Source organism: Pedobacter sp. 01N416, assembly GCF_056399685.1.
Genome location: NZ_JBFTRT010000573.1, coordinates 1 through 3187, shown reverse-complemented (window position 1 = coordinate 3187; position 3187 = coordinate 1). Strand labels below are relative to the sequence as shown.

General features: G+C 38.3%; 4 protein-coding genes. 2 read left to right on the top strand and 2 right to left on the bottom strand.

Going from position 1 to position 3187, the window contains the following annotated elements; genetic code table 11:
* Positions 1–313: 313 nt before the first annotated feature.
* Both AC1DND_RS23865 and AC1DND_RS23860 read left to right on the top strand, forming a co-directional pair.
* The gene (locus AC1DND_RS23865; RefSeq protein ID WP_215132291.1) at positions 314–1141 is read left to right on the top strand and encodes a LamG domain-containing protein; all 828 of its coding nucleotides are present in this window, start codon (positions 314–316) and stop codon (positions 1139–1141) included.
* Positions 1142–1210: 69 nt separating this feature from the next.
* The gene (locus AC1DND_RS23860; protein ID WP_477585064.1) at positions 1211–1693 is read left to right on the top strand and encodes a CAP domain-containing protein; all 483 of its coding nucleotides are present in this window, start codon (positions 1211–1213) and stop codon (positions 1691–1693) included.
* Here AC1DND_RS23860 and AC1DND_RS23855 read toward each other — a convergent pair.
* Both AC1DND_RS23855 and AC1DND_RS23850 read right to left on the bottom strand, forming a co-directional pair.
* Positions 1688–2809, bottom strand: a complete 1122-nt coding sequence (locus AC1DND_RS23855) for a glycoside hydrolase family 18 protein (RefSeq protein WP_477585063.1) — start codon at positions 2807–2809, stop codon at positions 1688–1690. The genes AC1DND_RS23860 and AC1DND_RS23855 overlap by 6 nt on opposite strands.
* 13 nt (positions 2810–2822) lie before the next feature.
* A partial coding sequence (locus AC1DND_RS23850; protein ID WP_477585062.1) for a transglutaminase family protein occupies positions 2823–3187 on the bottom strand: 365 nt, incomplete at its 5' end.

Here is a 3187-nt window from a genome sequence, read left to right as displayed (position 1 = left end):
CCTAAACATTTAGAAACAGAAAATAACCCGTATTAAGAAAAGTGATGTAAAAACGCTCATTTTACCACTCTTTTTTTACGATTTAGCCCCTCATTTTTTGATAAGCCTGCGTATATCTTTGCTTACAAGCATGTCGATTTAAAATTGAGATTATGTTTGCAGCCTAACCAAATCTTATGAAAAAAAACCAACCAAGCTTGTCTCCACTACTGTGGTTGCTGAGATCTTTTGTGTTGTTAATTATTGATTTACAGCCGATTGATCACATCCTAATGCCTTACAATTAACCAAATATTTACCTAATTCAAAAAAAATGAGAAATGAAAAAATGAAATGGTGTATGTTATTTACATGCATGTTTGTGGTGCTTTTATCTTGTAAGAAAGAGAAAGAAGAAGTTAAACAAGAAAACGGACAGGTTAAAGCCTGGGAAACATTAATAGATGGTAATTCTCTTGCCAACTATACTAATTTTGAGGCACAATGGAATTATAATTATCCCTGGGGTACCGATCATAATGGTTCTGCCCGCATGGTAGGGAGTACCTCAAATCATAACCAGATCTCGTTAAGCGGAGGTGTACTCACCATTAAAGCTACCCGCTTGGCTTCATCTCCAGGAAACAGTACTGCCAATGGTTTTACCAATATTGCTATTTGGTACAATTCAGGTGCTTGTTACGCCAAACAACAGGTTTTAATTAACGATCAGTTTCCCAGTTATACCATTTCTGGTGATTTTGCTGTACCAACCAGTAAAGGAACCTGGCCTGCTTTTTGGATTACCGGCGTTAATTCATGGCCACCTGAAAGTGATATTATGGAGTTTAAGGGCAATAACACAAATTGGCAGAATACTTATGATGGTGGTTGGGAGAATAAACTCACCGCAGTTTCTAATGCGGGTTCCTACCATAATTACAAATGCTGGTACAATAAGGTAAGTGCAACAGATGTAGATTGCCATTATTATATTGATAACGTTTGGGTAGCCAAGCATACCATGAGTAATTCGGTAAATAAACCCATGTGGCTAATCATCAATATGCAAATGGAAGGCGATAGCGGCTCTCCAGGCCCTTCTGGCAATACTTTCTACACAGGTAAAAATGTTTATATGGGTAGAGAAAGGGCTTTTTAATTTATAAAAATAAATATTCACTTTCGGAGGTAGCTTTATAGCTGCCTCCTTTTGTAGCATAAAATAAATATGAAAAAATGCCTAAGCATGTTTGCCTGTATACTGCTCTGCATTTTATTTGCACAGTGTAAAAAGGATGAAGTGTCTGTGCCAGAGAATGATGTTGATTTGGTAATTGCTAAAATTAATCTGTTAAGGCAAAGTGGGTGTAATTGTGGCACAGCGTACATGCCCCCAGTACCCACCCTATCATTAAATAACSAACTGCAAAATGCCGCAATAAGTCATGCCAAAGATATGGCACAACAAAACTATTTTGATCATTTATCTCTTGAAGGCGGTACTCCAGAGGAGCGTGCATTAAATGCAGGTTATGCAGGTGAATTTAGAGCAGAAAACTTAGCTAAGGGATATGGTCAGGCAGATCAGGTAATTGCTGCATGGAAAAATAGCGTGAGCCATTGTAAAGCCATGATGGATGCTAAAAGTAAAGAAGCTGGTGTAGGCATGGCCCAAAATTACTGGGTGGTAACCTTTGGTAATCCGTTATAATTCTTTTATCGTTTTATCAATCACATCCAATAGTCCATCGGTATAAGCATCATCTGTTAATTCCCAGAACATGATGCCATTTAATTTTTGATCAATTACATATTTGGTTTTCAATGAAATTGATTTCGGATCGTCAAAAGTGGCGAGGTATTTTGTTTGTGGATTATAATAATATGGGGCTTTGGCTTTCTCGTCCCAATAATAAGTATAGCCATTTTCTGCAGTGAACTGCTTTTTAAAATCCTTAAAAGAAACACCGCTTAAAAATTTGGTAGGCTGGTATAATCCCTGGTTGGCATCGATAGTGTTTTCAAAAATACGGGCGTAAAATGCTGCTCCTAATGCAATTTTTTGTGCGGGTACACCTAAATCTATTAAAGCTTTTACAGCGTAATCGCCTGATAAAGATTGTTGAGCGGTAGCATACAACGGGGTATGGTGGCCGCTTTGTGTCGCATATCCGCTTACCAGATCGTAGCTCATCACATTAACCCGGTTTACCAAAGGCATTACTTTATCCCATTCGAAACAAGAATCGATGCAGTTTTTTGTACCGCCTGCAGCAAAGCTAATTTCGGCCTTTTTACCTAATTTTTTACGGAGTTCTTTAATCAGTAAAGTGAAATTATGTTTATCATCAACTGTATATCTATGTCCAGGAAAACCAACTACTGCAGGGTATTCCCAGTCAATGTCTATCCCATCGGCATGGAAAAAATCGAGTATTTCTTTAGTTGTTTTGGCAAATGTTTTTCGTCCCTCAGCCCTGCTGAATACCTCCGAACAATCTTTGCAGGCACTCCAGCCACCCATTGCAATCATCACCTTTAAATCGGGATTTCGTTGTTTTAAAGTCACCATTTTAGTAATCAAGGCTGAATCCCTCGCCGAGCTTATGTTTAAACTATCACCCTTCAAATGACCGAAACTATAAATCAAATGACTCATTTTTTCGATCGGAAAGCTATCTATTACTGAATTATGTCCGGTGTAATAGGCAATAACGTTTGGTTTAATTGTTTTTTGGGCTTTTGATTGGATACTCAAAAATGATAAGGAGATGATGACTGTAATGCAGAACAGTACAGTAGGGGCGATAAACTTTCTTTTGTGCATGGGATCTAGTAAACTATTTTTCGGCAATAATATCTTGAAGTTCGTTCAATTCGGCAACTTTATCGGTAGCCCCTGCATTTTCATAAGCCGAAATCAGGTTTCTGATTACCCGGCGGATAATATCGGTATTGCTGCAAGGCCGGTAATATTCGGGCAGGGCCTCTAAATTAAGCTGGCGAAGAAACTGATCAACATCATGTTTGCCGAAGATATTACCACGGTTAAAAGCATTGATGTAGAAAAGCACACCATATTCAGTTCCTTCCTGTTTGCTATCGTCTATATAACCCAAAATAAAGTGCTGTGGCAAGTTTATTCCATACACAGGCAGGTCTAGTTTCTGTGCCAGGGTAGAATAGATAATGGCCAGCGAAATCT